Source organism: Kribbella koreensis (assembly GCF_039525325.1).
In the GTDB taxonomy this organism is placed as follows: domain Bacteria; phylum Actinomycetota; class Actinomycetes; order Propionibacteriales; family Kribbellaceae; genus Kribbella; species Kribbella koreensis.
In genome coordinates this window covers 21,348-48,107 of the sequence record NZ_BAAAHK010000004.1, presented here as the reverse complement: position 1 = coordinate 48,107, position 26,760 = coordinate 21,348, and the positions used below count along the sequence as shown (strand labels likewise).

Annotated in this window: 24 protein-coding genes; 9 read left to right on the top strand and 15 right to left on the bottom strand. The window is 67.3% G+C overall.

The features are described 5' to 3' along the window. Positions 1-78: 78 nt before the first annotated feature. On the top strand, positions 79-1,647 hold the full coding sequence (locus ABD116_RS08470; protein WP_343966702.1) for a molybdopterin-dependent oxidoreductase: 1,569 nt from the start codon (positions 79-81) through the stop codon (positions 1,645-1,647). Positions 1,648-1,675: 28 nt separating this feature from the next. Here ABD116_RS08470 and ABD116_RS08465 read toward each other — a convergent pair whose 3' ends face one another. Further along, complete coding sequence (locus ABD116_RS08465; RefSeq protein ID WP_343966701.1) at positions 1,676-2,284, bottom strand: TetR/AcrR family transcriptional regulator; 609 nt, start codon at positions 2,282-2,284, stop codon at positions 1,676-1,678. Between the two features lie 58 nt (positions 2,285-2,342). Here ABD116_RS08465 and ABD116_RS08460 point away from each other — a divergent pair, with 58 nt between their 5' ends. Both ABD116_RS08460 and ABD116_RS08455 read left to right on the top strand, forming a co-directional pair. Then, the gene (locus ABD116_RS08460) at positions 2,343-3,161 is read left to right on the top strand and encodes an ATP-binding cassette domain-containing protein (RefSeq protein WP_343966699.1); all 819 of its coding nucleotides are present in this window, start codon (positions 2,343-2,345) and stop codon (positions 3,159-3,161) included. Beyond that, positions 3,158-5,221: a YhgE/Pip domain-containing protein gene (locus ABD116_RS08455; RefSeq protein WP_343966697.1), complete on the top strand. Its 2,064-nt coding sequence runs from the start codon at positions 3,158-3,160 to the stop codon at positions 5,219-5,221. The genes ABD116_RS08460 and ABD116_RS08455 overlap by 4 nt, the downstream gene beginning before the upstream one ends. Here the strand turns inward: ABD116_RS08455 and ABD116_RS08450 are convergent. Next, a complete protein-coding gene (locus tag ABD116_RS08450) occupies positions 5,210-6,484 on the bottom strand; it encodes a hypothetical protein (RefSeq protein WP_343966695.1) in 1,275 nt (424 codons plus the stop codon). The two genes, ABD116_RS08455 and ABD116_RS08450, sit on opposite strands and share 12 nt — an antisense overlap. A 99-nt stretch (positions 6,485-6,583) precedes the next feature. Next, positions 6,584-7,558 (bottom strand): N-acetylglucosamine kinase, encoded by a 975-nt coding sequence (locus tag ABD116_RS08445; RefSeq protein WP_343966693.1) that lies wholly within the window; start codon positions 7,556-7,558, stop codon positions 6,584-6,586. A gap of 197 nt (positions 7,559-7,755) precedes the next feature. Between ABD116_RS08445 and ABD116_RS08440 the strand changes: the two genes are divergently transcribed. Then, complete coding sequence (locus tag ABD116_RS08440) at positions 7,756-8,586, top strand: LLM class flavin-dependent oxidoreductase (RefSeq protein ID WP_343966691.1); 831 nt, start codon at positions 7,756-7,758, stop codon at positions 8,584-8,586. A 142-nt stretch (positions 8,587-8,728) separates the two neighbouring features. On the opposite strand, the gene ABD116_RS08435 is transcribed toward ABD116_RS08440, so the two are convergent. Both ABD116_RS08435 and ABD116_RS08430 read right to left on the bottom strand, forming a co-directional pair. Continuing rightward, positions 8,729-10,153 carry a gamma-aminobutyraldehyde dehydrogenase gene (locus ABD116_RS08435; protein WP_343966689.1) on the bottom strand — a complete coding sequence of 475 codons (1,425 nt, stop codon included), beginning with the start codon at positions 10,151-10,153 and terminating at the stop codon, positions 8,729-8,731. A gap of 63 nt (positions 10,154-10,216) precedes the next feature. Then, positions 10,217-11,896: an amidohydrolase gene (locus ABD116_RS08430; RefSeq protein WP_343966687.1), complete on the bottom strand. Its 1,680-nt coding sequence runs from the start codon at positions 11,894-11,896 to the stop codon at positions 10,217-10,219. Positions 11,897-12,053: 157 nt separating this feature from the next. On the opposite strand from ABD116_RS08430, the gene ABD116_RS08425 reads away from it, so the two are divergent. Further along, positions 12,054-13,442, top strand: coding sequence for an aspartate aminotransferase family protein (locus tag ABD116_RS08425; protein ID WP_425552068.1), 1,389 nt, complete (start codon positions 12,054-12,056; stop codon positions 13,440-13,442). On the opposite strand, the gene ABD116_RS08420 is transcribed toward ABD116_RS08425, so the two are convergent. The 5 genes from ABD116_RS08420 to ABD116_RS08400 are packed head-to-tail and all read right to left on the bottom strand — an operon-like array spanning position 13,439 to position 18,924. Further along, the gene (locus ABD116_RS08420) at positions 13,439-14,812 is read right to left on the bottom strand and encodes an NAD(P)/FAD-dependent oxidoreductase (protein ID WP_343966683.1); all 1,374 of its coding nucleotides are present in this window, start codon (positions 14,810-14,812) and stop codon (positions 13,439-13,441) included. The two genes, ABD116_RS08425 and ABD116_RS08420, sit on opposite strands and share 4 nt — an antisense overlap. Before the next feature lie 11 nt (positions 14,813-14,823). Next, positions 14,824-15,648 (bottom strand): ABC transporter permease, encoded by an 825-nt coding sequence (locus tag ABD116_RS08415; RefSeq protein WP_343966680.1) that lies wholly within the window; start codon positions 15,646-15,648, stop codon positions 14,824-14,826. Next, entirely contained in the window at positions 15,645-16,568 is a 924-nt protein-coding gene (locus ABD116_RS08410) for an ABC transporter permease (protein WP_343966678.1), read from the bottom strand. Before ABD116_RS08410 ends, ABD116_RS08415 begins: the two co-directional genes overlap by 4 nt. Then, positions 16,565-17,731: an ABC transporter ATP-binding protein gene (locus ABD116_RS08405; protein WP_343966676.1), complete on the bottom strand. Its 1,167-nt coding sequence runs from the start codon at positions 17,729-17,731 to the stop codon at positions 16,565-16,567. The genes ABD116_RS08410 and ABD116_RS08405 overlap by 4 nt, the downstream gene beginning before the upstream one ends. A gap of 5 nt (positions 17,732-17,736) precedes the next feature. Then, on the bottom strand, positions 17,737-18,924 hold the full coding sequence (locus ABD116_RS08400; RefSeq protein ID WP_343966674.1) for a polyamine ABC transporter substrate-binding protein: 1,188 nt from the start codon (positions 18,922-18,924) through the stop codon (positions 17,737-17,739). Positions 18,925-19,071: 147 nt separating this feature from the next. Here ABD116_RS08400 and ABD116_RS08395 point away from each other — a divergent pair, with 147 nt between their 5' ends. From ABD116_RS08395 to ABD116_RS08385, 3 genes are read left to right on the top strand one after another with little or no spacing between them, the layout of a single operon-like run. Next, on the top strand, positions 19,072-19,554 hold the full coding sequence (locus ABD116_RS08395) for an Lrp/AsnC family transcriptional regulator (protein ID WP_328331787.1): 483 nt from the start codon (positions 19,072-19,074) through the stop codon (positions 19,552-19,554). Beyond that, entirely contained in the window at positions 19,539-20,906 is a 1,368-nt protein-coding gene (locus tag ABD116_RS08390) for an NAD(P)/FAD-dependent oxidoreductase (RefSeq protein ID WP_343966670.1), read from the top strand. The genes ABD116_RS08395 and ABD116_RS08390 overlap by 16 nt, the downstream gene beginning before the upstream one ends. A gap of 39 nt (positions 20,907-20,945) precedes the next feature. Next, a complete protein-coding gene (locus ABD116_RS08385) occupies positions 20,946-21,827 on the top strand; it encodes an aminotransferase class I/II-fold pyridoxal phosphate-dependent enzyme (protein ID WP_343966668.1) in 882 nt (293 codons plus the stop codon). On the opposite strand, the gene ABD116_RS08380 is transcribed toward ABD116_RS08385, so the two are convergent. Beyond that, the gene (locus ABD116_RS08380; RefSeq protein WP_343966666.1) at positions 21,798-22,511 is read right to left on the bottom strand and encodes a hypothetical protein; all 714 of its coding nucleotides are present in this window, start codon (positions 22,509-22,511) and stop codon (positions 21,798-21,800) included. The genes ABD116_RS08385 and ABD116_RS08380 overlap by 30 nt on opposite strands. A gap of 68 nt (positions 22,512-22,579) precedes the next feature. On the opposite strand from ABD116_RS08380, the gene ABD116_RS08375 reads away from it, so the two are divergent. Next, a complete protein-coding gene (locus ABD116_RS08375; RefSeq protein WP_343966663.1) occupies positions 22,580-22,747 on the top strand; it encodes a hypothetical protein in 168 nt (55 codons plus the stop codon). A 262-nt stretch (positions 22,748-23,009) separates the two neighbouring features. Here ABD116_RS08375 and ABD116_RS08370 read toward each other — a convergent pair whose 3' ends face one another. The 4 genes from ABD116_RS08370 to ABD116_RS08355 are packed head-to-tail and all read right to left on the bottom strand — an operon-like array spanning position 23,010 to position 26,668. Next, a complete protein-coding gene (locus ABD116_RS08370; protein ID WP_343966661.1) occupies positions 23,010-23,957 on the bottom strand; it encodes a carbohydrate kinase family protein in 948 nt (315 codons plus the stop codon). Between the two features lie 4 nt (positions 23,958-23,961). Then, entirely contained in the window at positions 23,962-24,966 is a 1,005-nt protein-coding gene (locus ABD116_RS08365) for an SIS domain-containing protein (protein ID WP_343966659.1), read from the bottom strand. After that, positions 24,963-25,805 (bottom strand): carbohydrate ABC transporter permease, encoded by an 843-nt coding sequence (locus ABD116_RS08360; protein WP_343966657.1) that lies wholly within the window; start codon positions 25,803-25,805, stop codon positions 24,963-24,965. The genes ABD116_RS08365 and ABD116_RS08360 overlap by 4 nt, the downstream gene beginning before the upstream one ends. Beyond that, on the bottom strand, positions 25,805-26,668 hold the full coding sequence (locus tag ABD116_RS08355) for a carbohydrate ABC transporter permease (protein WP_343966655.1): 864 nt from the start codon (positions 26,666-26,668) through the stop codon (positions 25,805-25,807). The genes ABD116_RS08360 and ABD116_RS08355 overlap by 1 nt, the downstream gene beginning before the upstream one ends. Between the last annotated feature and the right edge of the window lie 92 nt (positions 26,669-26,760).

The window sequence follows — 26,760 nt, the reverse complement described above, 5'->3', positions numbered from 1 at the left end:
CCACCCCTCGCATTACCCGCTACTAACGGATGCGGCGTCTGGCTGGTGTCGGACGCCGCTCCGAGCGATGGTTTAGCTGTGAACCATCCTCTGGTCCGGTCTCCCCTGAGCGACCCCGGTAGCGACGTCCCAGCGCGGCCTGGCCGGAGAGGCCTCTTCGTCAGAGCAGCTGCCGGCGGCATCCTCGCCGCCGTCGCAGGTCTCGCCGCAGGCTCGGTGGCCGCCGCCCTTCTCGGAACCCGCCAGACGCCCGTCGTGGCGATCGGCTCGGCGTTCATCGACCGCGTTCCGCCGTGGCTGAAAGACCTCGCGATCTCGCTCTTCGGGACGCACGACAAGCTGGCGCTCAAGACCGGCATCCTCGTCGTACTGCTCGCCCTCGCCGCTCTCGGCGGCATCCTGTCGGTACTCCGGTACTGGGCCGGCGCGGCCGTCGTCATCGTGCTCGCGGGCGTCGCGGTAATCGCCGCCTCGACCAGACCTGACGCCGGTCAGACGGGCTTCGCCCCATCCTTCGTCGCCGGTATCACCGCCCTGCTCATCCTCCGGCTCTTCGCCACCCGGCTGTCCGGCCTGGTCAGGTACCCCGAGGACGGCGTCAGTCGCCGCGGCTTCCTCCAGCTCTCGGCCGGGGTGACCCTCGGCGCCATCGCGGTCGGCGCTCTCGGCCGGGTCATCGGTGGGCATCGGGCAGCTGTCGCGGAGGCACGCGACGCGCTCAAGCTGCCGTTGCCGCCGAGCCTCGACCCGCCGGCCGGAGTACAGGCTGCCGGGGCTGGTCCGTGGGCGACGCCCAATGAGGACTTCTATCGGATCGACACGGCGCTGTCGGTGCCGCTGATCATGCCGACCGACTGGAAACTGCGCATCCACGGCATGGTCGATCGCGAGATCAACCTGAACTTCAGCGATCTGTTGCAGCGCAAGGTTGTCCACAAGTGGGTCACGCTGACCTGCGTGAGCAACGAGGTCGGCGGCGACCTGATCGGCAACGCGCTCTGGTCCGGCGTCCTGCTCAAGGACCTGCTGGCCGAGGCCGGGGTGGCGGCCAATGCCGACGCGATCAAGTCGACGTCGAAGGACGGCTTCACCGCCGGTACGCCGTTGAGCGCACTGACCGATGACCGGGAGTCGATGCTGGCGTTCGCGATGAATGGACAGCCGTTGCCGGTGGAACACGGGTTCCCGGTGCGCATCGTCGTACCGGGTCTGTACGGCTACGTCTCGGCGACGAAGTGGCTGGCCGAGATCGAGGTGACCCGCTTCGACCAGTTCGAGGCGTACTGGACTCCGCGCGGCTGGTCGGAGAAGGGGCCGATCAAGTTGTCGTCGCGGATCGACGTACCGCGATCGAAAGCGTCGACTGGTCAGGTGACTGTGGCCGGAGTCGCGTGGGATCAGCATGTGGGTGTCTCGAAGGTCGAGGTCCGTGTTGATGGCGGCCAGTGGCAAGAGGCCGAGCTGGCTGCCGACGCGTCGATCGATACTTGGCGGCAGTGGCACTGGACGTGGGATGCGCCTAGGGGCAACCACGTGCTGCAGGTCCGGGCGTTCGACGCGCAGGGCAACCCGCAGATCGAGGCGCAGGCCCCGCCCGCACCGGACGGCTCGACCGGCCTCCACAGCGTCGACATCAAGGTCGGCTAGAACTACGTCCTGTCAGGCGCGGCCGAGGTCAGGTGCGGCTGGAAACGGCGTCCAGTACCAGCGGTAGGAAAGTGTGTTCCAGCGAGCCGGCCGGGACCAGGTCGGGCTCGAGCAGGCTTTGGGCGCGGGCGCCTTCGTGGACGGCGATCACCAGACGTACGAACTGCTGTGGCGGGACGCTCATCTGGAGACCGCTGGCCCGGGTGATCTCCTCGACGAGCCGGGTGAGCTGATCGCGGAACATCGCGCGCTGCAGGTTGAGCGCCGCCGCGGCCTCGGGGTGGCGCAGGGCGTGCAGGGTGAACTCCGTCGAGATCAGGTGCCACTGCCGCTGGTCTGGCGCGGCCTCGTCCAGCAGGCCGAGGACCGCATCGAGCAGCGTTCCTGGCTGATTCGCAAGGTCCGGGAGCAGCGCGGCGATCTGCTCCAGCAGGCGATCCGTGGTCGCCTGGAACAGGGCGAGCACCAACTCGTCCTTGGAAGCGAAGTTCGAGTAGAACGCGCCGCGGGTGAAGCCGGCCCGGTCGCAGATGTCCTCGACCGAGGCGCCGTGGAAGCCACGCTCGGCGAACACCTCGAGGGCACCTTCGAGCAGCCGGGCCCGGGTGGCGGAGCGACGTCGCTTGGGCGTTTCCATGGCAGTAGGATACAGTTCTGTATTGAATACACAACCGTATTGAACGGGGTAGTTCACGATGGAGCTCAAGGCTCACGCGATCAGCGTGCAGGGTCCGCACGCGCCGATGCTGCATGCGACGTCGATCAGCGTCAGTGACCATCAGTTGGTCCTGCTGACGGGCTATCCCGGACCTGGGCACGTCGCATTGGCCCTGGGGCTCTCCGGGCGGCTGAAGCCGAACGGTGGGGACGTGCAGCTGGATGGCGATACCTCTGGGCGCGTACTACGCCAGCGGGTTGCTGTGGTCGATACGCCGGGGATCACCGAGCCTGACGACGCACTGCCGGTGCGGACGGTCGTGGGCGAGGAGCTGGCGATCGCTGGACACAAGGCTGGGCGCAAGGCGGTTGATGCGTGGCTGTACTCGCATGACTGGGCTGAGTTCGCGGAGCGGCGGTTCGAGCATCTGCCGGTCGGGGTGCGGACCGAGATGCTCGCTGAGCTGACGGTGGCGCGGCCTGAGGTGAAGTTCGTGATCCTGACGATGCCGGATCGGCTCGGCGGAGATCCGCACGAGTGGTACGCGGTGGGCCGGGAGCTGGCGTCGCGCGGGTACGGCGTGGTGATCACGTGTGCGGACGCGTCGGCGCGGTTGCTGGGGGTTGAGGCGGCGCAGCTTGGGTCGGTGAATCAGCCCGATCCGGTGCAGGTGGAGGCGGCGGCGCCGGTCGAACCCGTAGTACCGATCGAGGACGAAGTACCGACCGAGGACGAAGTACCGACCGAGGTCGAGGAGCCGGCCGAAGTTGAAGGGCCGGTCGAAGAAACAGCAGTGCTGGACGACGAAGAGCCTGCAGAGGCGACCGCGGTTGACGGGAAGAAGGACGAAGCATGACCTCGATCCGGATGGCGATGAGCGAGCTGCGGCGGTTGACCGCGGGGCGGTTGCCCAAGCTGGCCGTGATCGCGATGATCCTCGTCCCGACGCTGTACGGCGGGCTCTACCTGTACGCGAACCACGACCCGTACGGCCGGCTCGACAAGGTGCCGACGGCGGTCGTCGTCGAAGACGCCGGTACTACGTTGTCCACCGGCGAGAAACTCTCCGTCGGACCGCAGGTCGCCGATGAACTCGTGCAGTCGAAGAGCTTCGACTGGCACCGGGTCGACCGGGCCGAGGCGCTGGCGGGCGTGGAGAACGGGAAGTACGAGTTCGCGCTGGTACTGCCAAAGTCGTTCTCGTCGGATCTCGCGTCGAGCGCGGAATTCGAACCCAGGCAGGCGAATCTCGAGCTGCTGACCAACGACGCCAACAACTACCTCGCCCACACGATCGCCAATCAGGTCGTCGCGCAGGTGACCAAATCCGTTGCGGCGCAGGTGAGTGAGACGGCGGCGAGCAAGCTGCTGGCCGGGTTCAGCACGATCCACGGGCAGATCACCAAGGCCGCGGACGGCGCTGGTCAATTACAGACCGGCCTCACCTCGGCCGCGACTGGTGTCGGCAAGCTCCAGACCGGGGCTGGTCAGCTCAACACCGCACAGCAGCAGTTGTCTGCCGGCGCGAGCAAGCTGAGCACCGGGCTCACGACGGCCTCGAAGGTCGCGGGCGATCTCGCCAGCGGGGCCGGCCAGTTGAGCTCCGGGCTGACGACCTTGAAGAGCAAGACGGCCAGCCTGCCGGCCGATACGCGGAAGCTCGCCAACGGCGCCGATCAAGTTGCTGATGGCAACGAGAGGATCGCGGGCATCGGGCAGGAGGTGGCGACGGCATCGAGCACGCTGGTGTCGGATCTGTCGGCGCTCGACAAGGGACTCGCCGCGCGGCTGAAGGACCGTGGCTTCACGCAGGCGCAGATCAACCAGGTACTGACTGAGACTGCCAAGCTGCGCGGTCCTGTGGTCACGGCGAACACCAAGATCCAGTCGACCTCGAAGCAGCTCAACCAGCTCGCATCGGGTGCGCGGCAGGTGGCGACCGGCGCGCAGACGCTCGCCGACGCGACTCCGGCGCTGACGGCCGGCATCTCGAGCGCCGCCAATGGCGCCGGGCAGCTCAACTCGGGCGCTGGCCAGTTGAAGACGGGCGTCGACGCTCTGCAGTCCGGCGCCGCGCAACTCGCGACGGGTGAACAGCAGGCGGTCACCGGACAGGGCCAACTGCTCGCGGGCGTCAACAGCCTCGCGACGGGCGTCGGCAAGCTCAAGAGCGGCGCTGGCGAGCTGAACACAGCCCTGACCAATGGTGCGAAGCAGATCCCGGATCCCTCACCCGAAGCACGCAAGGCGGTGGCGGAAACCCTCGGCGCTCCGGTGGGCCTGAAGAACGACTCGCAGGCGACCGCCGACAGCTACGGCGCCGGCCTCGCTCCGTTCTTCCTCAGCCTCTCGTGCTGGATCGGCGCGTACGTCCTCTTCCTGCTGGTACGTCCGCTGTCACCCCGAGCCCTGGCCGGCCTGCAGGCGCCGATCCGGGTCGCGCTCGGCGGTTGGTTGCCTCCGGCAATCTTCGGTTCGATCCAGGCGGCGCTGGTCTTCACGGCGGTCATCTTCGGGCTGGGCATCGATACCGCGCATCCCTTGCTGACGGTCCTCTACCTGATGCTCACATCGATCACCTTCGTCGCGATCCTGCACGCCCTCTCATCCTGGTTCGGAGCCGTCGGCAAGTTCCTCGGCCTGGTCCTGATGGTCATCCAGCTCGTCTCCGCCGGCGGCACCTTCCCCTGGCAGACGATCCCCGCCCCGCTGTACTTCTTCCACCACGTACTCCCGATGAGCTACGCCATCGACGGCGTCCGCCACCTCATGTACGACGGCCCCGGCAACAGCCTCGGCAAGGACCTCCTCGTCCTGGTCGCCTGGCTCCTGGCCGGCCTAGGCGCCTCCGCCCTGGCCGCCCGCAAACAACGAGTCTGGCCCGCCAAAAAACTCCAACCCGAACTAGCCCTCTAACACCTCGTGGGAGAGGAGGTTGGTGGCTGAGGTCAGGAGGGTTTGGGTGGTGGGTTGGTCGAAGTAGGTGATGAGGGCTTCGTAGGTGCCGTGGTGGGCGGCGTCTGGGTCTACTACGTAGCCGTAGTAGCCGTCGGTGTAGCCGATTACCCGGGTGATGGGGTGGGGGCTGTCGGCTTGGAGGAAGCAGCCGTGGCTGGCGAAGAGTTCTACTGGGAGGTGGACCCAGGCGACGTCGCCGAGCATGACGACGCTGATGGGGAGGTCCAGGGTCAGCGGGAGGTTGGCGGCGGCCATCAGGGACTGGCCCCGGGCGCCGTCGAGACGGGTTTGGGCTATGCGTTGGGTGGGGTCGTCCTGGCCGGTGTGGAGGCCAGCTTCGGCGGTCGCGACTACTGCTTCCAGGTCGGGTGGGGTGGGGAGATCGCGGACCTTGAGGCTGACTGTGGTGCGGCGGATGGTCGGGGCCTCGGAGGGAAGGTCGAGGCCGGGGGCGGCGATGGCTTCCGCTACGCGGGTGGCCAGCAGGCTGCCTAGGCGGGCTACCTCGGGAGCGCCTCGGCCCTGCCGGGTGAAGCGAGGGCTGACGTCGCCTGCTGCTCCTTGGAGAAAACCCACAACAGGTGCTCCGGTCAGCCTGGCGAGGGTTGTGCGGGTGGCGCCGGGCCAGTCGGCGGAGTAGAGGTTGTTTTCGGGGCCGTAGGTGGTGGGGTGGCAGGCGAAGTCGAGGAGGACGGCGCTGAGTGATCCGTCGGCGACGGAATGCAACGTTAGAATGCCGGCCGTGTTGTCGTGCGGGCCGTTGCGTCGGTGGCGGTTGGTGCCGACGCCGATGACTTCGGTCGAGCGCCAGGATGCACGGACTGGGTGGCGCTCTAGAACAGCCGATGCGACGGCGGCAGTCAGAGGTTCGTACAGGGCGGGCTCACGTTGTACTGGGATGACCGGGTGGATTTGGCCGGACCAGCCTGCGGGGGCGGAGTGGGTGTGGGAGGCGCAGACGAGGACGCATTCGGGCGGAATGCCGGCGGCGACTCCGGCTGCGATGGAGAGTTCGGCTACCAGTTCGGTGCCGACGGCTATCGCGTCCAGGCTCAGCCAGAGCACTCCGGGCGAGTCCGCCGTACTGAGCCAGATCATGGTCGCGCGGAGCGGGTCCGCAGTACCGGTGGCGATGCCCTCACGGGCGGCGTATCCGTCGAGGCGATGACCCGGTGGTGGGGTCACGTCCAGCGACACCGCTGCCAGCAGCAGCTCACTCATTCTCAATGCTCCAGCCGTCAACCCCGTGCTGATCTGCCTGTGCACACCAAGTAGACAGGCAGCACCCCCAAAGGATCCAGCGAGGGTGCTTCGGTGGCATCAGGCGCGGTGGATGACGAGTAGGTCGGCGTACGGGCCGGGTGGTTGGGTGGCGAGCCGTTCGGCGCCGTCGAGGGAGTTGCCGGCTGGTTCGGTGAGGTGGGCGCGGTGCGGGAGGAGTGCGCGGAGGGGGTCGGTGAGTTGGTCACCGGCTCCGGCGAAGAGGCCGCCGACGCAGGCGACGGGGACGGGCTCGTTGCCGGACAGTTGGGCGATGGCGGTGGCGATGGTTTCGGCGATGTCAGTGACTGCGCTGGTGACGATGTTCTGGGCGATGGGGTCTTGCTCGGCGGCACACCGCAGTACTTCCGGAGCGAACCGCGCGACGTCATCCACCAAGGTCGGCGATGGGTAGAGCGCGATGGGGTCGACCGCCGTCTCGGCAAGCGTGGTTGCAGGCCCACGCCCGTCCCTTGCTCGCTGTACTGCGACCAGCCCCGCGCGCCCGATCGCGAACGCACTCCCCGCGTCGCCGAACAGGTATCCATGCCCATCCACCTTGTACCAAGCCCCGTCCCGGTCCACCGCCAAGCAGACCAACCCAGTCCCCGCCGCAACCACCACCCCGTACCCACCGGGCAGAGCGCCCGCATGAGCAGTCACCATGTCCTGCGTCAGCCGCACCTCCTTCGCCTGCAACACCTCCGCAATCCCGGCCGCCAGTTGTCGCGCGGCGACCGGATCCTGGGGAAATCCGGTCAGCCCGAGGGCGACAACCTCAACCCCCTCCCACCCGCCGAACCCGGCGGACGAGGCGGCCTCCGTGGAGGTGGTGGGTGCTGGGGCTGTGGCGGCGGAGGGGGTTGGAAGTTGCTCGGGGATGCCGGCTTTGGTGGCTGTTTGGCGGATGGCGGTGAGGGTGGCCTGGAGGCTGTGGGGGGTGTGGGTGTGGCCGGGGCCTTCGGCTGTGGTGCGGGTGGGGAGGACTCGGAGGCGGAGGGCTGATTGGCCGCCATCGAAAGCTAGGTGGGTCATGCGATGAGAACCTTTGCCTTCTGTGTGGCGGGGGTGAGGTGGAGCAAACCGAGTAGACCACTGGTCACGCGCCGGGGTCCTCCCGGGCAGGGTTTCGCGCTTGTGGGCAGGGTTTTGGGGTTGGGGGCGGGTTCTCGGGGTTGCGGACTGATGGCGTGCGAGGGTGGTGGAAACAGGACTTCGGGAGGGGTACGAGAATGCGCTTCGGGCTCAAGGTGAATCCGGCTGGGTGGGAGGACGCGGCGCGGTGGGCGGAGGTCGCCGAGTCGGTTGGGTTCGACGGGCTGTGGACCGGGGACAACCTGCGCAATCCGCGTGATGCGTCTATTCCGGTGCATGACGGACCGACTGTCATCGCTGGGTGGGCGGCGACTACCAGTCGGATCCGGGTTGGGTTGCTGATTGCGAACCTGGTGTTCCGGCAGCCGACGGTGCTGGCCAAGGCGGCCACCACGCTCGATCACATCTCCGGCGGACGGTTCGACCTCGGTATCGGTTCGGGAGTCTGGCCGACCGACCACGGGATGGCCGGTACGCCGGTCTGGACCGCGCGCGAGCGTACCGACCGGCTGGCCGAGTTCGTCGCCGTCGTCGAGCGGCTGCTGTCGGGCGATGTCAGCGACCACGACGGTCCGTACTACCCGTACACGCTGGCCGCGATGACGCCCGGGACCATCCAAGAGCGCCTGCCCCTGATCGTCGCCGCGAATGCCCCGCGCGCACTCGCCGTCGTCGCGGCCCACGCGGACGGCTGGGTGACCTTCCCCGGCGCCGCGACCGAGGAGGAGTTCTACGCGAAGTCGATCGAACGCGCGAAGACGCTCGACGCAGGCCTCGCCGGCCGGCAGATCCGCCGAGTCCTGCTCGCCTACGGGCAGATCGACCCATGGGCATCCGAAGACGGCTTCGCCCGCCTGGTCGAACGCTACGAGTCAATCGGCTTCAACGAGATAGTCGTCTACGCCCCCAAGGCACACGAGCAGGCCGTCTTCGACAAGGTCAGCGCCAAGCTCGACGCCTACCGCTGACACCAGGCTGCTGCAGGGGTGGCGAGTGGTTTGGGTTGCTGGCAGGTTTTGGTGCCGCTGGCGTGATGCTTCACACCAGCGGCAGAAGAACCTGCCAGTGGCCGGGCGAGTTGGGGTGACGGCCGGAGGACGGGTCGGGTGATCAGATCTCGATGTTCGACATCACGTGTTTGATGCGGGTGTAGTCCTCTAGGCCGTACATGGAGAGGTCCTTGCCGTGGCCGGAGTTCTTGAAGCCGCCGTGGGGCATCTCGGCGACGATCGGGATGTGCGTGTTGATCCAGACGCAGCCGAAGTCGAGGCGGCGGGCCATCCGCATCGCCCGGCCGTGGTCGCGGGTGAAGACCGAGGAGGCGAGGCCGTAGTCGACACCGTTGGCCCAGCGGAGGGCTTCGGCCTCGTCGGTGAAGCGCTGGACGGTGATGACCGGGCCGAAGATCTCCTGCTGGATGGCCTCGTCGTCCTGCTTCAACCCTGAGACGACCGTCGGCTCGTAGAAGTAGCCGCGGTCGCCGACCGCGTTGCCGCCGGTCTGCAAAGCGGCGTGGTCGGGGAGGCGGTCGATGAAGCCGCTGACCCGGCTGAGCTGGTCGGCGTTGTTCAGAGCGCCGTACGCGACATCGTCCTCCGGCCGCCCGGTCTTGGTCGCGCGAGCCTGATCGGTCAGCGCCGCGACGAAGTCGTCGTGGATGCGCGGTCCGGCGAGGACCCGGGTCGCGGCGGTGCAGTCCTGGCCCGCATTGAAGTAGCCCGCGACGGCGATCGCCTCAGCGGCCGCTTCGAGGTCAGCGTCATCGAAGACGACGACCGGAGCCTTGCCACCGAGCTCGAGATGAGTGCGCTTGAGCTGCTGGGCCGCGGCCGACGCGACCTCCATCCCCGCCCGCACCGAGCCGGTGATCGCAACCAGCTGCGGGACCTCGTGATCCACCAGCGCACGCCCGGTGTCGCGATCACCGCAGACGACGTTGAACACTCCCGGCGGCAAGAACTCGTTGCACAGCTCGGCCAGCAACACCGTCGACGCGGGCGTCGTGTCGCTCGGCTTCAGCACGATCGTGTTGCCCGCCGCCAGCGCCGGCGCGATCTTCCAGATCGCCATCATCAGCGGGTAGTTCCACGGCGTCACCTGACCGACGACTCCGATCGGCTCCCGCCGGATCCACGACGTATGCCCGGCCATGTACTCCCCGGCCGACCGCCCCTCCAGCACGCGCGCCGCCCCGGCGAAGAACCGCAGCTGATCCACGCACGGCGGCAACTCCTCCGAAGCCGTCAGCGCGAGCGGCTTGCCCGTGTTCTGACTCTCGACCCGGGTGAACTCGTCGGCGCGCGTCTCCAGCGCGTCCGCGATCTTCAGCAGCATCCGCTGCCGCTCCGCCGGCGTCGTGTCCCGCCAGGTCTCGAAGGCGCGGTCCGCCGCCCGCATCGCGGCGTCGACATCCTCCACCCCGGACTTCGGCGCCTGCGCGTAGACCTCACCCGTCGTCGGGTCGACCACGTCGTAGGTCGCGCCGCCGAGCGCGCCGGCCGGCTTGCCATCCACAAGATTCGAGAGCGTCTGCATGCCCGGGAGCCTAACTGGACTCACAACGAATTCGGTAGGCCTGACTGGCAGCTCACAACGGATTCACTCGCCATACACGCAATCTCCTTCGACATAGGTCGCCACAACCCGCGCTTCGCCGATCTCCTCGACGGGCTGCGCGAACGGGTCGCGGTCGAGGACAGCGAGGTCGGCCAGCATCCCGGGAGCGATCCGCCCGGTCTCGTCGGCATGGTTCACCCACGCGCTCCCCGACGTGTACGCCGCAAGCGCAGTCGCCAGGTCGAGCGCCTGCTCCGGGAGGAACGGCTCGTACTCCGAATCGCGATGCCGCCGATTCACCGCAACCTGTACCGCGGCCAGCGGGTCCGGACTCGAAACGGGCCAGTCGGAACCGGCCGCCAGCCGTGCCCCCGACCGCGCGAGGTCACCGAACGGGTACTGCCACCGGGTCCGCTCCGGACCGAGGAACGGGATGGTCAACTCGTCCATCTGTGGCTCATGGGCCGCCCACAGCGCCTGCAGGTTGGCTGTCACGTTCAACGCGGCGAACCGGCCGACGTCGTCGGGGTGGATGACTTGCAGGTGGGCGATGTGGTGGCGTCGGTCGGTGTAGCCGTTCGCTGCTTTTGTCGCTTCGAAGGCGTCGAGTGCTTCGCGGACCGCACGGTCGCCGATCGCGTGGACGTGCACCTGGAAGCCGGCTTCGTCGAGGGCGGTGATGTGGTCGCGCAGGGCGATGGGGTCGACGAAGGAGAGGCCGGCGTTGGCGGTTCGGCAGCCGCAGCCGTCGTAGTACGGGTCGAGCAGGCCGGCGGTGAAGTTCTCGGCGACGCCGTCTTGCATGATCTTGACGCTGCCGGCTCGGAGGCGTGGGTGTTGGAGGGCGTCGCGGCGTTCGATCAGGGATGGGAGCTGCTCGGCACCCAGGTCGCGGCGCCACCAGAGGGCTCCGTTCACTCGGGCGGTGAGGCGGCCGTCGTTGGCTAGCTCGACGTATGCGGGGGTTGAGTCGTCGAGGTTGGCGTAGTCGCCGAAGATCGCGTCCTGCCAGCCGGTGATGCCGAAGGAGTGGAGGTACGCCTGGGCTCCGAGGAGGGCGGCGACCTGCTCATCGTGGGTTGTCGGTGGGACGAGGTGGCCGACCAGGTCCATGGCGCCTTCGTGGAGGGTGCCGGTGGGGTTGCCGGCGGGGTCGCGTTCGATCCGGCCGTCGGCGGGGTCCGGCGTACGGGCGTCGATGCCGGCCAGCTCGAGAGCACGCGAGTTGACCCAGGCGCCGTGATGGTCGGCGTTGGCGAGGAAGACCGGTCGGTCGCCGACGATCGCATCCAGATCTGCCGCCAACGGCGCACCACCCGGATAGTCGGGCTGATGCCAACCCCCTCCGAGAATCCACTCCACACCAGGGTTGGCTTCGGCGTACGCCGAGATCGCCGCGAGCGTTGCTGCGCGACCCGAGAGCGGCGAGAGGTCGCAGCGAGCGCGTTCAAGTCCGCCCTGCACGGGGTGCACGTGCGCATCGACGAAGCCGGGCAGCAAGAGGCCACCGGCAAGATCGATCACTTCGGTCTGCGCTGCGCGCAGACCGAAGTGATCGAGAAGACAGGAGAGGCGGGCGGAGCTGGCCGCACTGGTGGCGCCGGGGCTGGGCTGTGGTCCGGGGCCGGCTGCAATGATCCGGCCCTCGCTGACCACGGCCGACCAGCCCGGTTGGTGTGCACGGCCGTCGAACAGGGAGCCGTTGGTGAAGAGGGTGTCCACAGAGTCATCCTCTCGTAGTGCGGAATCCGAATCAGATGGTGTTCTCAACCGAGGAGATCGGCAGGACATAGGCCACACGGGAACGAAATCACTTGCCAGGTGTCGGGCTGGCGGGCAGGATGGCGGGAACGGCCAGCTTGAGATGGGGAAAACGATGATGACGTCCGACGGCCTTGACGACGCCGCCTTCGACCGGTTGCAGCAGTCCGCGCGCGACCACCTGTGGCTGCACTTCAGCAGGATGGGCAGCTACGAGACAGCCGAGGTACCGGTCATCGTCCGCGGCGACGGCGCGTACATCTACGACGCCCGCGGCAAGCGCTACCTCGACGGATTGGCCGGCCTGTTCGTCAGCCAACTCGGCCACGGCCGCACCGAGCTCGCCGAGGCCGCGGCCAAGCAGGCCTCCGAGCTGGCGTTCTTCCCGCTCTGGTCCTACGCGCACCCGAAGTCGATCGAGCTCGCCGAGCGGGTCGCCAGCTACGCGCCGGGCGACCTCAACCGCGTCTTCTTCACCAGTGGTGGCGGCGAGGCCGTCGAGACCGCCTGGAAGCTCGCGAAGAACTACTTCAAGTTGACCGGCAAGCCGATGAAGCACAAGGTGATCAGCCGCGCCATCGCGTACCACGGCACCACCCACGGCGCGCTCTCGATCACCGGCCTGCCGGAGCTCAAGCAGCAGTTCGAGCCACTGGTACCGAGCACCTTCCGGGTGCCGAACACGAACATCTACCGCGCCCCGATCCACGGCGACGACCCGGTCGCGTTCGGCCGCTGGGCCGCCGACCAGATCGCCGTCGCGATCGAGAACGAAGGCCCAAGCACCGTCGCGGCCGTCTTCCTCGAACCGGTCCAGAACGCCGGCGGCTGCTTCCCGCCCCCGCCCGGCTACTTCGAGCGGGTCCGCGAGATCTGCGACGAGTACGACGTACTGCTCGTCTCCGACGAGGTGATCTGCGCGTACGGCCGGCTCGGCCACATGTTCGGCGCCGAGCGGTACGGCTACCAGCCGGACATGATCACCTGCGCGAAGGGTCTCACCTCCGGCTATGCCCCGTTGGGCGCGATGATCGCCACGGACCGGCTGATGGAGCCGTTCCTGCAGGGCAACACGTCGTTCGCCCACGGCTACACCTTCGGGGGCCATCCCGTCTCCGCGGCCGTCGCGCTCACGAACCTCGACATCTTCGAGCGTGAGGGCATCAACGAACACGTCCGGGACACCGAGGGGGAGTTCCGTGCGACGCTCGAGAAACTGCTCGACCTGCCTCTGGTCGGCGACGTCCGCGGTGACGGGTACTTCTACGGCATCGAACTGGTCAAGGACAAGACCACCAAGGAGACCTTCAACGACGAGGAGTCCGAGCGCCTCCTCCGCGGCTTCCTCTCCAAGGCCCTCTTCGACGCCGGCCTCTACTGTCGCGCCGACGACCGCGGCGACCCCGTCATCCAGCTGTCCCCGCCACTGATCTGCGACCAGTCGCACTTCGACGAGATGGAGCAGATCCTCCGCTCGGTCCTGACCGAGGCGGAGACCAAGCTCTAGAAGTCGAACCCGAGACCCATACGGTCAAGGGTTCTGAGCCAGAGGTTGCGATGGCCTGCGTGGGAGTCCGCGTGGGCCATCGACCATCTGGTCAGGTGGATGCCGGCTGATCGGATCGGCTCCGGCGGGAACGGTAGCGGGCGTTCGCGGACCATCTTGAGTTCCGTACGTTCGGTCTTCTCGGCGTACAGGAGGTCGAGCATGACGTCGGCCCCGAAGCGGGTGGCGGCTACACCCAGGCCGGTGTAGCCGAGGGCATAGGCGATGCGGCCTTCGGACGCTGTGCCGAAGAAGGCGCAGAAGCGGGTGCTGGTGTCGATGACGCCGCCCCAGCGGTGGGTGAAGCGGAGGCCTTCCAGCTGGGGGAAGGTGGCGAAGAAGTGGCGGGCGAGCATTTCGTGGATGGTGTCGCGTTGTTCCAGCGCCGGGTCGATTCGGCTGCCGAAGTAGTACAGGGGTGTGTAGCCGCCCCAGAGGATGCGGTTGTCGCGGGTCAGGCGGTAATAGTGGAAGAGGTTGGAGGCGTCACCGATGCCTTGGCGGCCGCGCCAGCCGATCTCGCTCAGCTGCTGAGCCGACAGCGGCTCGGTCGTGAGGACCAAGTCGTAGACAGGCACGGTGTACAGGCGTAGGCGCCGGAGTAAGGACGGGAAGGCGTTGGTGGCAAGGGCGACTCGGCCTGCGCGCACCGAACCGGTTGCCGTGCGCAACAAGTTGCCGCGGAGTGCGGTGACGGGTGAGTGCTCGTGGATGCGGACGCCGAGGTCGAGGCAAGCGCGCCGAAGTCCCCAGGCGAGGTGTGCGGGTTCGATCAGTGCGGTGCCGGAGTGGTCGGCCAGGGCGCCCAGGTAGGTCGGGGAGTTCACCTCGGCTCTGACTTCGTCCGCGTCGAGGAGCGAGACCTTGTGGCCAAGTGCCTGTCGGGCCGCTGCCTCCTCGGCCAGGCCTTCCAGGTGATGGGGCGCGGTTGCGACGGTCAGTTCGCCGGTACGTTCCCAGCCGCAGTCGATTCCGTACTTCGCGATGGTCGCGCCGATCGCTTCCAGGTTCTCTTCACCGAGTCGCTCCAGCAACGGCAACTCGTCCGGCCAGCGGGCCTGGCCGTTGCCGAAGCCGTGCGTCAGGCTGGCGTCGCAGAAGCCGCCGTTGCGACCGCTCGCCGCGCTGCCACAAGTCGCCGCCTCCAGGACGACGACGTCCAGCGATGGGTAGCGTTCCTTGGCCCGGAGCGCTGTCCACAGGCCGGTGTAGCCGCCGCCGACGACCGCCAGGTCCGCTGTATGTTCCCCGATGAGCTGTTCAGCCGGTTCCGGGGCGGCCGGGTCGTCCAGCCAGAAGACACGGGGCTGGGCGTCTCGCAAGGCGAGCACGGGCGGCTCGCTCACCGAGCGCGGGCGTTTCGTCGGCGGCGGGCCAGCTCGCCGCCCAGTACCAGGAAGAGAGCGAGGAGGAACATCGCAGTACCGACGACGTTGATCTGGGGTGGCAGGTCGCGTTGGGCGGAGCCCCAGACGAACATCGGGAAGGTAACCGTCGTGCCGGCATTGAGGTTGGTGATGATGAAGTCGTCGAAGGACAAGGAGAAACTGAGCAGGGCGGCGGCCATGATGCCGGGGAAGACGAGCGGGAAGGTGATCCGCCAGAACGTCTGCCACTCGTTGGCGTACAGATCCATCGCCGCCTGTTCGAGCCGTGAGTCCATCCCGGACAGCCGCGCCTTCACGGTGACGACGACGAAGGACAGGCAGAACATCACGTGCGCGATCAGGATCGTCCAGAAGCCGAGCCGGCCGCCGAAACCGGACGACACGAACAACGCGAGCAGAGAGGAGCCGAGCACGATCTCCGGAGACGCCATCGGCAGGAAGATGAACAGGTTGGTCGCGGACCGGCCGCGGAAGCGCTGACGCACCATCGCGAACGCCATCAGCGTGCCGAGCGCGGTCGCGATCACGGTGGCGGCCAGACCGATCTGCAGGCTCTTGCCCACCGCGTCACACAGCCCGAACGGGCGGCACGGGTGCTGCCAGTTCTCCCAGGTGAAGCCGTCGAAGGTGTAGGACAGCTTGCTCTTGGGCGCGTTGAACGACATCAGGATCACGACGAAGATCGGCGCGAAGAGGTACAGCAGGACCAGCAGCCCGAGGAAGAGGATCAGGTGACGACCGATCCAGCGGCCCAAACCAGTCAGACTCAGCCTGGTCATACCAGCTCCTCCGTCCCGGCGCGGCGGACATAGAAGAGAACGAGGACGACGATCGCGGCCATCAGCGTGACCGAGAGGGCGGCGGCCGTCGGGTAGGCGCCGGCGGCGAAGAGGCGCTGGATGTCGTTGCCGATCATCCGCTGCTTCGGCGTACCGAGCAGCTGCGCGTTGATGTAGTCACCCGCGGCCGGGATGAAGGTCAGCAGCGTCCCAGCCACGACGCCCGGCATCGAGAGCGGCAAGGTCACCGTACGGAAGGTGGTGAACGGCCCCGCGAAGAGATCGCCACCGGCCTCGATCAGGCGGTGATCGATCTTCTCCAGGCTGGCGTAGAGCGGCAGGATCATGAACGGCAGGAAGTTGTACGTGAGGCCGGTGACCACCGCGGCGGTCGTGGCGAGCAGCCGGCCGTCCGAGCCGAGGATGTGGACCGTCTTGAGGAAGTCCACGACAAAGCCGTTGTCGCTGAGCAGCAGCTTCCACGACAGCGTGCGGATCAGGAAGCTGGTGAAGAACGGCGCGATCACCAGCGCCAGCATGATGTTCTTCCAGCGACCCGCCTTGAACGCGATCGCATAGGCCAGTGGATAGCCGAGCAGCAAGCAGAAAGCCGTGGTCAGCAAGGAATACCACAGCGATCGCGCGAACGGCCGGGCGTAGTCGGCGAGCGCGTCCACGTAGTTGTGGAAGCTCCACGTCATCTTGAAGCCGGCCTCGATCGAGCCGTTCGGGTCGTACAGGCTGGCCGCGAGCAGCGACACGATCGGCACGACGAAGAACAGCAACAACCACAGCGCACCGGGCGCCAGCAGCAAGTATCCCGTCAGGCTGCGGCCTTTGCGCACAGGCTCCACGGCGGCAGGCGGCGTACCGGCCGTAGTACCGGCTGCCGGCCCCGGGAGTTGGCCGAGGGCGCTCATCCCGCGTCCGCGATGTCCTCGACACCAGCCAGCGCGTCCTGCGCCGCGTCGAGGACGAACGTGTGCGACGGCTGCCAGTGCAGGTCGACGGAGTCGCCGACCTTCAACGCCTCCCGGGCACCGGTGTTCTGCTCGAACACCGTCAGCTCCTGCCCCCACGGCAGCTTCGCCAGGTACTGCGTACTCACCCCGATATAGCTCACATCCGTCACCACGGCCGACCGCAGCACGTTCGAGCCACTGTCGTCCTCCGACCCCGACGGCGCGAGGAAGACCTTCTCCGGCCTGATCCCCATCCACACGTCGCCCTCGGTCACCCGGCACCGTGGAACCGGTACGACGACCTTGCCGCCCTGCACGTCGACAACCAGGTTGCCGTCCGCCTGGCTGACGATCCTGGCCCGGACCAGGTTCGACTGGCCGAGGAAGTTCGCGACGAACGTCGTCGCCGGCAGGTCGTACAACTCCGCCGGCGACCCCAGCTGCTCGATCACGCCACCGTTCATCACGGCGATCGTGTCGGCCATCGTCATCGCTTCTTCCTGGTCGTGCGTGACGTGCACGAAGGTGATGCCGACCTCGGTCTGGATCCGTTTCAGCTCGATCTGCATCTGCCGCCGCAGCTTCAGGTCGAGCGCACCCAACGGCTCGTCGAGCAGCAGCACCTGCGGCCGGTTGATCAGCGCACGCGCCAGCGCGACTCGTTGCTGCTGGCCACCGGACAACTGGCCGGGCTTGCGCTTGCCATACGTGCCGAGCTCGACCAGCTCGAGCATCTCGTCGACCTTCTGCTTCACGTCCTTGACCTTGCGGCGACGCAGCCCGAAGGCGACGTTCTCGAAGATGTCCAGATGCGGGAAGAGCGCATAGTTCTGGAAGACGGTGTTGACCGGCCGCTTGTACGGTCGCAGGCCGGTGATGTTCTGCTCGCCGAGACTGATCGTCCCGCTGGTCGGTTCCTCCAGCCCGGCGACCATCCGCAGCGTCGTCGTCTTGCCGCAGCCGGACGGTCCGAGCAACGCGAAGAACTCGCCCTGCGGCACGGTCAGATCCAGATCGTTCACGGCCGTGAAGGTCGCGAACCGTTTGGTGATCCCGTTGAGCACCAGATCGCTGGTCCCTGCGGTGGTACCGGCGACTGCGTCCTTTTCGGTGACGGTCATGGCGGTCAGCCCCCGATCGCGAGGTTGAAGTCGGTTTCGTAGAGCTTCGCCTTGGCCGTGTCCAGCGGCATGAACGCGAAGGTCTTCTCGAGCACTTCGGTGTCAGGGAAGATCAGCGGGCTGTCGACCAGCTCGGGATCGACCTTCTCCATCGCCTTCCGGGCCCCCTCGACCGGACAGATGTAGTTCACCCAGGCCGCCAGCGTGGCCGCGACCTCCGGGTCGTAGTAGTAGTTCATCAGCGCCTCGGCGTTCGCTTTGTGCGTCGCCTTGTTCGGCACCAGCATGTTGTCCGACCAGAGCGCCAGACCCTCTTCCGGTACGACGAACTTGACGTCCGGATTGTCCGCCTGGAGCGCCAGGACGTCACCCGACCAGGCCTGGCAGGCGACGATGTTGCCGGCGTTCAGGTCCTGCACGTAGTCGTTGCCGGTGAAGCGGCGGACCTGCCCGGACGCGACGTACCCACTGAGTTTGTCGAGCGCCTTGCTCCAGGCGGCGTCGTCGAACTTGTTCGGGTCGGCGCCGACCAGCCGGAGCATGAACGACATCGTGTCCGGCATCTCCGACAGCATGGTGACCTTGCCCTTGAGATCGCCACGGGTGAGCAGGTCGGCGAAACTGCCGACCTCCTTCGTGTACTTCGCGTTGTAGGCGATGCCGGTGAGCCCCGACTGCCACGGCACGCTGAAGTCGCGGTTCGGATCCCAGCGCGGCGCCTTCAGCTGCTTGAGCAGGTTGGCATCGACGTTCGGGATCTTGGCGTGGTCGAGCTGCTGGATCCAGCCCAGGCCGACCGTGCGAGCGGCCATCCAGTCGGTCAGCACGAAGATGTCGCGGCCACAGGGCTGACAGGCGCCGAGCTGGTCCCGCACCTTCGCGTAGAACTCGGAGTTGTCGTTGACGTCGGCGGTGTACGTGACCTGGACGCCGGACTTCTTCTCGAACTCCTCCAGCGTCGGCAGCACGGTCTTGCCGTTGACCTTCTCGTCCGACTCGTCCATGTAGCTCGGCCAGTTGGAGAAGATCAGCGCCTTCTCGGTCGCCGACCTGTCCGTACTGACGCAACTGCCGGCGCTCTGCTTCGCGGCCGGGATGCCGCAGCCGTTGAGCAGGCCGGCGGCGCCCAGCCCGAGCGCGGCCCCGCGGAGAAGGGCCCGGCGCCCGATCACAGGCTGGGGACGAGAGCTCATCCGGACCTCCCTGTCTGGGTCTGTTAGCGGGCGATACTGTCAAACGGTTTCCGTCAAGACAAGGGATTCCGCAGTTGGATGCTCATTTCGCAACGGATTCCGATACTCGTGCTTGCTTACCCCCGGTGACGCTGACAGGATCTGCAGGTGACCGGACGCACGGGGAACCCCGAAAAGAACGCTGTACTGCTCGACGACACCGCCAAGGCGATCATCCGCGAACTCCAGGTCGACGGGCGCAGGTCGTACGCCGCGATCGGCAAGGCGGTCGGGCTGTCCGAGGCCGCGGTCCGGCAACGCGTCCAGCGGCTGACCGAGGCCGGCATCATGCAGGTCGTCGCCGTCACCGATCCGCTGGAGATGGGGTTCGCCCGGCAGGCGATGATCGGGATCAAGGCCGAGGGAGCGCTCGAGCCGATCGCCGACGAACTCGCGGCGATGGACGAGATCGAGTACGTCGTGATCACGGCCGGCTCGTTCGACCTGCTGGCCGAGGTGCTCTGCGAGAGCGACGAGCAACTGCTGCGGGTGCTGTCGGAACGGGTGCGTTCGATCAAGGGCGTGAAGGGTACTGAGACCTTTGTGTACCTGAAGCTGGTCAAGCAGACCTACTCGTGGGGTGTGCGCTGATCCTGTGGAGCTCGGCCGCGGCACCTGTGGTCGAGCGGCCGGGGCTGGCGGGCGACCGGGATGCCGACGTGGCGATCGTCGGGGCCGGGTACACCGGGCTGTGGACTGCCTATTACCTGGCCAAGGCTGATCCGTCGCTGCGGATTGTCGTGCTGGAGGCCGCGACTGTCGGCTTCGGCGCCTCGGGACGCAACGGTGGTTGGTGTTCGGCGTTGTTCCCGGTGTCTTCGCATCGGCTGGCCTCCCTGCCGGGGTCGAGCCGGGACTCGGCGATCGCGATGCATCTGGCCATGCAGGGGTCGGTGAACGAGGTGGGTCGGGTCAGTGCTCTTGAGGGCATCGACTGCGATTACCACAAGGGCGGGACGATCGTGCTGGCTCGATCGGCGGCTCAGCTGGCTCGGGCTCGGGCTGAGGTGGCGGCGGCCGGAGAGTGGGGGCCGGGGGATCTGCGGTTCCTGGAGCCTGATGAGGTCGCGGAGCAGGTGCGGGCGACGAAGGTGCTGGGGGCAACGTTTACGCCGCATTGCGCTGCGATTCATCCGGGCAAGTTGGTGCGGGGGCTGGCAGCCGTGGTGGAGGGGCTCGGGGTGACTATTCATGAGCACACTCCGGTGGTTTCCATTGCGGGTGGGGTTGCGCGTACGGCGTACGGGGCGGTGCGGGCTGAGGTGGTCGTCCGGGCTACTGAGGGATTCACGCCGTCGCTTGCCGGTGAAGCTCGGACATTGGCGCCGGTCTATTCGTTGATGGTGGCAACGGAGCCGTTGAGTGCGGCGACATGGGAGCGGATCGGGCTGGCGGATCGGCCGACGTTCAGCGATCACCGGCATCTGGTGATCTATGGGCAGCGGACGGCTGATGGGCGGCTGGCCTTCGGCGGGCGCGGGGCGCCATATCACTTCCGGTCGCGGGTCAAGCCGTCCTTCGATGAGGAGCCGCGGGTGTTTGCCGCGTTGCAGGCCACCTTGCGCGATCTCTTCGACGGACTCGATGACGTTGCCTTCACGCATGCGTGGGGAGGGGCGCTCGGCGTACCGCGGGACTGGTGCGCGTCGGTCGGGATCGATCACCAGTCGGGCTTGGCGTGGGCCGGCGGTTATGTCGGCGACGGCGTCAGTACGACGAACCTGGCCGGCCGGACACTGACGGACCTCATCCTCCGTCGCGACACTCCGCTCATCCACCTCCCCTGGGTGGACCATCGCTCGCCCCGCTGGGAGCCGGAGCCGTTGCGCTGGTTGGGCATCAACGCGGGCCTGCGGGCGATGACCGTCGCCGACACCGAAGAGAAGCTGACCCGCCGCGACAGCCGGATCGCCCGCCTGATGTCGCCGCTCCTCGGAGGCTGACCCCTCGGCCGGCCGGCGGCGATCTCGGCCAGCACGACCATGGGCAACCTCTCGGCGATACCGACTCTGGTCGGCCCGGGCGACGTGATGATCCTCGACGCGCAGGTGCATCGCAGCGTGCGGATGGCGGCCAGGCTGACCGAAGCGCCGATCCGGACGGTCCCGCACAACAGCCTGGAGGTACTCGAGCGCCGGGTCCGGGAACTGTCCGCGGAGTACGACCGGGTCTGGTTCATGGCCGACGGCCTCTACAGCATGTTCGGCGACTTCTCCCCCGTCGGTGAACTCGGCGCCCTGGCCGAGCGGTACGAGAAGCTCTGGCTGTACTTCGACGACGCCCACTCGATCTCCTGGACCGGACGCAACGGCCGGGGCCACGTGCTGGACCGGCTGAGCCCGGCAGCGCTCGAGAAGACCGTGGTGGTCGGCTCGCTGAACAAGGCGTTCGGGATCGCCGGCGGGGTGATGACGTTCCCGACCGACGAGCTGCGCCACCAGGTGTTCAGCCTCGGCCTGCCGATGATCTTCTCCGGTCCGGTGCCGCCGCCGATGCTGGCCGGGATCGTCGCGTCCGCGCGGTTGCATCTGTCCGGCGAGGTGGCCGAGCGGCAGCAGCAGGTGGTCGACCGGATCCGGTTCTTCAACCGCGAGGCGGTGGGATACGGGCTGCCGCTGCTGAACGAGTCCGAATCGCCGATCCGGTACGTCGTGACCGGGCGGGACATCGAGTCCACGGCGACGCTGGTCCGGCGGCTGCAGGAGTCCGGGTACTTCGTCAACGCGGCGAGCTATCCGGCCGTACCGGCGAAGCGGTCCGGGTTGCGCGCGACCATCACCGTGCACCAGACGCAGGACGACATCCTCGGCCTGGTCCAGGCGATCGCCAAGTGGCTAGCTGGGGGCGCCAGTCAGGGCCGGTAGGGCCGGGAAGTTGGCCAGGTTGGGGAGGGACGGGAGATCGGCGAGGGTCGGGCGGTTGACGCTGGCTCTGGCCGCGAGCAGCACCTGGAGTGGCGGGCCGTACAGGATGGTCGGCCCGTGCAACCAGTCCTCGATCACCGGGACGGCGGCGTGGTGGTGATTGGCGAGGTCTCGCAGGCTCAGCTCGTCGACGTCGACCGGGTTGCCGGTCAGTTCGACGATGTCGTTCATCAGGCCGCCGACCTGTTGCTCCCAGAGAAGGTTGTCGGTGGCTACCTCGTCGGGGCGGATCAGGAGTAGGGCGACGTCACTGGTGAGGTCGCCCTCGCCGCGGGCGGCAGCGCCGTACAGGCTGGCATGCAGGGGTGGGATGCGCCAGGAGGCGAGGTTCGCCGCGAGGGTGTCGGCGAAGGTGGCGCGGAGGTTCGCCAGGAGTTCCACTGCTTGAGCCGCTAGGTGAGAGCGGTTGAGCCGGTAGAGCAGCGAAGTGCCGGCCTCGTCGACGTGCACCAGGCCGGTCGACGCCAGGCGCTGCAGGACCAGGCGGACACCGGCCACGCTGCCAGTGCCTGCTTCGGCATGCACCTGACGACCGGAGAGCATGCGGTCGGAGCGCGCGAGCACTTGGAGCACGGGTCCGTCTAGCGAGGGGATCACGGTGCTGATCGGCGTACTGAAGTCCACCGGCTACCGTGCCCACAATTCTGCGCACATGATCACTTTTGTGATCATAGTGACTGCCCGATCACTCTGTGTCAGCGGGGCATCGCCAGGGCCTGGTCGACGAGGTAGCCCGGATCGTCGATCTGTCCGGGGAGTTGCGGGTGAGCAGCCAGGGCTGGGGCAACTGGTCAAGCACCTGGAGCGCGAGGGGTACGTCGAGCTGGCGGCCGACCCGGATGATCGGCGGGCGAAGCTGATTCGGCGTACCGGCGCTGGGGACGCCGTGGTGGGGCAGGTGAGCGCGTTGCTCGACGGTGTGGAGCAGGCGTGGCGGGCTGAGGTCGGGGCTGAGCGCTTCGATGTCTTCCGCGAAGTACTGAGTGAACTGGCCGCCAAACTCCGCTGACCTCAGAGCAGTTGTGGCGACCTTTGACACCAAATGGTGTGCGTGAACACGTTATTAGATGTTCAAGGTCACCACGTGGTGTTCAAGGTCGCCACTTCCTCGGCGCAGGGTGGCTAGCGAGCTACCTCGGTGCGGGTGGGGTGGCGGTTGTGGGAGGGGCGGGTTACTACCGCGGAGGCGTAGGCGACGGCGAAGGTCAGGGCTTCGGGGAGGGGTTTGCCGGTCGCTAGCTCGGCAAGGAGGGCGGCGGCGAGGCTGTCGCCGGCGCCGGTGGTGTCCAGGGGGATGGCGGGTGGGGCGGTGATGACGATGGTGTCGGCGCCGGGGGTTGCTGCGCCAGGACGGCTGTTGGGTGGCGTGGGGGTGGTCAGCAGGGCGCCGGCGGGACCTCGTTTGAGGATTGTTTGGTGGTTGCTGTGTTTGGTGAGGGCGATGGCAGCGTCGTGCGGGATGGGGAGGTTGGTGAGGGCGAGCGCCTCTGGTTCGTTGGGGAGGAAGAGGTCGACCCGCGGGAGAAGGTCGAGGATCTCCTGGCGGCCGGTGGTCTTCCAGTCGTCGGGGTCCCAGCCGGTGTCGAGGATGGTGGTGGCGCCGTTCGCGCGGGCCCGCTTGAGGAGTTCGTGGGTGGCGGGGCGGAGGGCGGGGAGGGAGAAGTGGCCGGTGAGCAGGACGTAGTCCGCCTCGGTCGCATCGTCCGGGAGGTCTTCGAGGGTCCAGTCGGCCAGTACTCCGTGCGCGGTGATGAACGCGCGCTCGCGGCCGGGGGCCTCGACGGCGATGGAGATGCCGGTCGCGCCGGGTTTGACGAGGATGTCCTCGTGGAGTTTGAGCTTCTCCAGCTCGGCGAGCACCCAGCGGCCGGCGTAGTCGTCGCCCACTGCGGCGAACAGTCGATGCGGCGTACCGAGTGCGGCAAGCGCGAGGCTCACATTGCCCGCGGCACCGGCCGGGCGGACGTCGATCCGCTCGATGATCGAGTCGCCACCCGGGCGTGGGAGGGCGGTGACCGGATCGGCCAGTACGTCGAGCTGCACGTTGCCGATGACATGAATCGTAGGCAAAACCTCAACTCACCTTCGTATCGCTCTGACGATGTCTGAACCCATCAACCTTCAACCCACGCCGCTGAGCAACCTCCCACCCCAACCGCTGCACCACCACCATCTCCACCACCGCCCGAGCCAGCCCATTACTTGCCCAAGGCAACTTGATGACAGCCAGGTCGTCAGCCGGCTCGACATCGGCCGTGGTGATCAGCACAACCTTGGCCCCGTACTCCAGTACGTCGTACGCCAACTGCACCTCCCGCCCATCCCCGATCAGCACACAGGTGGTCTGCTGATCAAGAATCTCCATCGGCCCATGCAGATAGTTCCGCGTCTCATGCGCCGCCGTATGCAGTCGCCCCGACTCCCGCAACAACAACCCACCTTCGCCCGCAGTCGCCACACTCACACCGCTGGCAACCACGTCCACCACCCGAGCCTCATCCAGGTACGCGCTCGCCGCGCCTAGCGGCGCGACGAGCGCGGCGGAGACGAGAGCCGGCAACGAAGTCCAGTCGAAGCCCGACCCAAACGAGCCAGCGGCGTTGGAGGCGGCCGCGCTGGAGGCGGGCGCAGTGACTCCAGCGGACGCTGCGGCGGTCCAGCGGTCGCCTAGGGCGCCTAGGGCTTGGAGGGTGGCGGTGTAGCCGGTGGTGTAGACGGGGCTGTCTGGGCCGGAGTTCAGGAGGATGAGCTCGTCGGCTGTGGCAGCCAACGGGCTGTCGGGGAAGTTGGTGAGGGCGATTGTTCTTGAGGAGGGTTTGTAGGCGAGGACTTCTGCGCTGCGACCGGATTCGCTGATTAGGAGGGTTACGGCTGCGTCCAGAGGTGGGGCGGAGGCTGGGATGGCGACTGCTGGGAGGCCGGTGGAGCGCCAGGCGGTAGCTGCTCCCTGGGCGGCGTACTCGCTGGCTCCTATTCCTACTAGGGCGATCAGACCGCCTTCGTACGAAGGGAGTTTGAGGGAGGCGAGGCTCGTGGCTAGGGCTGCGGGTTGGGCGGCTATGCCTTCGGGGAACTTCATCCTTTGACCGAGCCGGCTGTTAGGCCGCTGACTATGTAGCGCTGGAAGAGGAGGGCCAGGAGTACCGGGGGCAGGGCGGCCAGGACGCCGCCGGCGGCTACCAGGCCGAAGTCTGAGGAGAATTTGCCGGTGAATTCGGCGATGGCTACTGGGATGGTTTTTGCGTTGGTCGTCGAGGTGAAGATCAACGAGTAGAGGAACTCGTCCCAGGCCAGGAGGAAGCCGAACATGGCGGTGGCGACTATGCCGGGGCGGGCGAGGGGAAGGACTACTCGGAGTAGGGCGCCTAGGCGGGAGCAGCCGTCCACGCGGGCGGCGTCTTCAAGTTCTACCGGGAGGCTGAGGTAGAAGTTGCTCATCGTCCAGAGGCAGAACGGGGTGACGATCGAGCAGTACGTGACGATCAGGCCGAGCTTGGTGTCTAGCAGTTGCAGGTTCGCCATGGCCAGGTACAGCGGGATCACCAGCGCGATCGGCGGGAGCATGTAGATCGCGAGGAAGGCGAACAGCGTCGTACGGCGGAAGCGGAACCGCAGGCGGGCGAAGGCGTAGCCGCCGAGCGAGCCGACCACCAGCGAGATGATCGTCGTGCAGGACGCGACGATCAGGCTGTTCAGCATGGCGAGCCGGAAGGTGCCGGCCACGTTGTCGCCACCCGACGACGAGGTGAAGATGTCGCGGTAGCGCTCGAGCGTCGGGTGGTCCGGCCAGAGCGTGCCGGCGGTCAGCTCGCTCGACGGGGAGACGCTGGAGATGACCAGCCAGGCGAAGGGTGCGAGCACGACCACTGCGAGGACTGCGCAGAAGACGTAGAGCACGGGAGAGGGGCGGTTGCGCATCAGACACCTGCCAACTGGTTCTGCCGGAGGATGCGCAGGTAGAACATCGCCAGCGCGCCGACGGCGATCACGATCAGGTACGCGAGGGCGGCGCCGTACCCGAAGAGCTGGTTCGAGAACGCCTGCAGGTAGGTGTAGAAGGCAACGGTCTGGGTGCCCGACGCGGGGCCGCCGCCGGTCATCACGTAGATGATGTCGAACACCTTGAAGGCCTCGATCGTGCGGAGGACGAGGACGACGGCGATGCTCGGCTTGAGCAGCGGGACGACGACCGACCAGAAGGTGCGCAGCTTGCTCGCGCCGTCCACCACGGCTGCTTCGTGCAGCTCGGCAGGGATGGTCTGCAGGCCGGCGAGCAGGAAGAACGCGACGATCGAGGTGTTCTTCCAGACGTCGGCGACGATCACCATGTTGAGCGCGAGGAACGGCGAGCCCAGCCATTGGGTGTCGGTGCCGAGGATCTGGTTCAGTACGCCGTACTGGCCGTTGTAGATCCAGCGCCAGAGCGCGCCGTTGACGATCGTCGGCAGCGCCCACGGCAGTACGACGAGACTGCGCCAGAGCCAGCGGAAGCGCAGCGGCGCGTTGAGCAGCAGCGCGACGCCGAGCCCGAGGACGAGCTCGATCGCGGTCGACACCAGCGTGAAGTACGCCGTATGCCCGAGCACCGGATAGAACGACGGGTCACTGAAAACCTTGGTGTAGTTGCTCAACCCCGCGAACGGATAACTCCCCGGCATCGCACTGTCGACCTTGTAGAGCGAGATCAACAATGTGCGGATGACCGGGTAGAGCACGACGCCGAAGACGACCAAGGCAGCCGGCAGCAACAGGAAGATCGCAAACTTCCCCTCGCCCCGCACGACCACGGCATTCGGCCGTGGTCGTGCGGGTTTGGGGCGAGGGCGGCGCGAGCCTACTGGGCTCGGCGCAGCCGAGTCGGTGCTGGTCGGCT